Source organism: Arthrobacter sp. HMWF013, assembly GCF_003061105.1.
Taxonomy (GTDB): domain Bacteria; phylum Actinomycetota; class Actinomycetes; order Actinomycetales; family Micrococcaceae; genus Arthrobacter.
In genome coordinates, this window is the sequence record NZ_QAIQ01000110.1 from 2,875 (window position 1) to 5,943 (window position 3,069).

Consider the following 3,069-nt stretch of genomic DNA (forward strand, 5'->3'; position numbering starts at 1 on the left):
GGATGGCTCGTGGCACTGGGCAGTGCAGTTGCGCCGGGTGCGCCGGCAGGAGACGAAGCGTTCTTCAGCGAGCAGGAATTCCGCGAACTGGTGGACCGCGCGTCAGAATCGGACATGATCGAGGACACGGAAGCGGAAATGATCCAGTCCGTCTTCGACTTCGGCGATACCCTGGTACGCGCAGTCATGGTGCCCCGCACGGACATCCTGACGATCGACGCCGGCTCAAGCCTCAGGCGGGCCATGTCCCTTTTCCTTCGTTCCGGCTATTCCCGGATGCCCGTGATCCGCGACAATACGGACCAAATCCTCGGGATTGTGTACCTGAAGGACGTCGCGGCGATATTGCACGAACTCGGACCCGACGACGAACAGCCCCCGGTTGAAGCACTGGCCCGCGACGTGCGGTACGTCCCCGAATCCAAGCCGGTCAGCGACCTGCTCCGGGAACTGCAGAAGGAATCAACCCACGTGGCCATCGTCATCGACGAATACGGCGGCACAGCCGGTCTGGTCACACTGGAGGACCTCATCGAGGAAATCGTCGGCGAAATCGTGGACGAATACGATACCGAAAGTGCCGAGGCCGTCGCCCTGGGCGACGGGTCCTATCGGGTCAGCGCCCGGATGAGCATTGACGACCTCGGGGAACTGTTCGACATTGAGCTCGACGACGACGAAGTGGATACGGTGGGCGGCCTCCTGGCCAAGGCCCTGGGCCGTGTCCCGATCGTGGGGAGCAGCGTGGACGTGGATGGCATCTCCCTTCGCGCCGAAAGGCTCGAAGGCCGGCGCAACCGGGTCAGCCATATCATTGCCGCACCCGTACCAACAGTAGACACTGACCTTGAAGACCTACTCGACGAGGCCGAAGCAACCCAGCAGGGAGTTCCACGTGAACAAGAAAAATAAACCACCGGCCAGCCAGACCCCGGCCGCCCCGGACTTCGGTGGCTACCGGGCAGGTTTTGCCGTCCTGGTAGGGCGCCCCAACGCAGGAAAATCAACCCTCACCAACGCCCTGGTGGGCCAGAAGGTTGCCATCACCTCCGCCAAGCCGCAGACTACCCGGCACACCATCCGGGGGATCGTCCACCGCGACGACGCGCAGCTGATCCTGGTGGACACCCCGGGCCTGCACCGCCCCCGCACGCTGTTGGGCAAACGCCTCAACGACCTCGTGGCGGACACCCTTGCAGAGGTTGACGCGATCGGGTTCTGCCTGCCCGCCAACGAAAAGATCGGTCCCGGCGACAAATTCATTGCTGCCCAGCTAGCTGCCATCGGCAACAAGCCGGTCATCGCCATCGTGACCAAGGCGGACACCGTTGACCGCCAGGGGCTGACCGAGCAGTTGCTCGCTGTCGCTGCGCTCGGACGCGAAGTCCTGGGGGAGGACGGCTGGAAGGACATCGTTCCAGTCTCCGCCACTGACGGTTTCCAGGTCAGCACGGTGGCCGACGTGCTGATAGGCCATATGCCGGCGTCGCCCCCGCTGTATCCCGACGGCCATCTGACGGACGAACCGGAAGCGGTGATGATCGCCGAACTCATCAGGGAAGCTGCACTCGAAGGCGTCCGCGACGAACTGCCGCACTCGCTGGCCGTCGTCGTCGATGAGATCGTCCCGCGTGAGGGAAGGCCCGAAGACCGGCCGTTCCTCGATGTCCGGGTCAATCTCTATGTGGAACGTCCTTCCCAGAAGGCCATCATTATCGGCAAAGGCGGTGCCCGGCTCCGCGAGGTCGGCACCAACGCACGCAAGGCAATCGAAGCTTTGCTCGGCGCCCGGATCTACCTGGACCTCCACGTGAAGGTGGCAAAAGACTGGCAACGGGACCCCAAACAGCTGGTCAAGCTGGGGTTCTGACCCGGTCATAATTCTCCTGCCCGGGCCGGTCACCGGGAAGTTCCCAGCATGGGCAACTAAAATAGACCGGATTTGGAATTCAGAGGAAGGTACACCACATGGGGCGAGGCCGCGACAATCGCGAGTACGGAGCTGATCCGTCAGCGGGAAACGGTCCGGTTTCCCGGCACGCGGATGACTCTGCCGTGGGCGTCGCACGCCACCTCGGATCCTATCGGCGGATGCCCGCGTGGCTGAAGGTGACGGCTGCTGTCCTGACCGTACTGGTGGTCGGTGGCCTGGGGTTCGCCGGATACTGGTACTTCCGGTTGCAGTCGAACATCACTACCGCTCCCCTCAGCGCCGGCGATGGCAACGGAACCGGTACCAACGATTCCACTGACAGGATGCAGATCCTGATCCTGGGCTCGGACACCAGGGACGGAAAGAACTCCGAGTACGGTGGCGTGGACGAGTCGACCGGTTATGGCAAGGCCGATGTGATGATGCTGATGGACATATCGGCGGACAACAAGCGGGTCAGTGTCATCAGCTTCCCCCGCGACCTCCTGGTGGACATCCCCCAGTGCACCGACCCGGAGACCAAGCAGGTGTACCCGGCACGCAGCGGCATCATGATCAATGAAGCCATGGCGGAAGCAGGCATCGGCTGCGCCGTGGATACTGTCAACCAGCTGACCGGCCTGGAAGTTGACCACTTCATGATGGCCGATTTCAACGCCGTCAAGGAACTTTCCAATACCGTGGGCGGGGTGGACGTCTGCATCAGCGACGCCGTCTACGATCCCGATTCACAGCTTCGGCTGCCGGCGGGCACCTCGGCGGTCCAGGGCGAAATGGCACTGGCCTTCCTGCGCACCCGGCACGCTTTCGCCGACGGCGGTGACCTCGGCCGCATCAGGGCCCAGCAGGGCTTCCTGTCGTCCCTCACCCGCAAGATCAAGGACGACGGAACGCTGTCGGACCCCGCCAAAATGCTCAAGATCGCCGACGTTGTGACCCAGAACCTCACGGTGGATAACGGCCTGGCCTCGGTCCCTTCCCTGGTCACCATCGGCAATAGACTCAAGGACATCGACATCAGCAAGGTGGCGTTCGTGGCAGTGCCCACCACGCCGGCAGTAACTGACATCAACCGCCTCCAGGTCGCGGAGCCGGCGGGTTCGCAGCTGTTTGCGGCCCTCCGCGAGGATGTGGAC

General features: G+C 63.2%; 3 protein-coding genes. All 3 read left to right on the top strand.

Annotation, left to right across the window (positions count from 1 at the left end):
* Window positions 1–912: hemolysin family protein (locus DBR22_RS05240; RefSeq protein WP_258229047.1), on the top strand; the 912-nt coding region annotated here is incomplete at its 5' end.
* The gene (era, locus tag DBR22_RS05245; RefSeq protein ID WP_108598107.1) at window positions 896–1,870 is read left to right on the top strand and encodes a GTPase Era; all 975 of its coding nucleotides are present in this window, start codon (window positions 896–898) and stop codon (window positions 1,868–1,870) included. The genes DBR22_RS05240 and era, both read left to right, overlap by 17 nt.
* A gap of 98 nt (window positions 1,871–1,968) precedes the next feature.
* On the top strand, window positions 1,969–3,069 hold a 1,101-nt coding region (locus DBR22_RS05250), incomplete at its 3' end, for an LCP family protein (protein ID WP_108598108.1).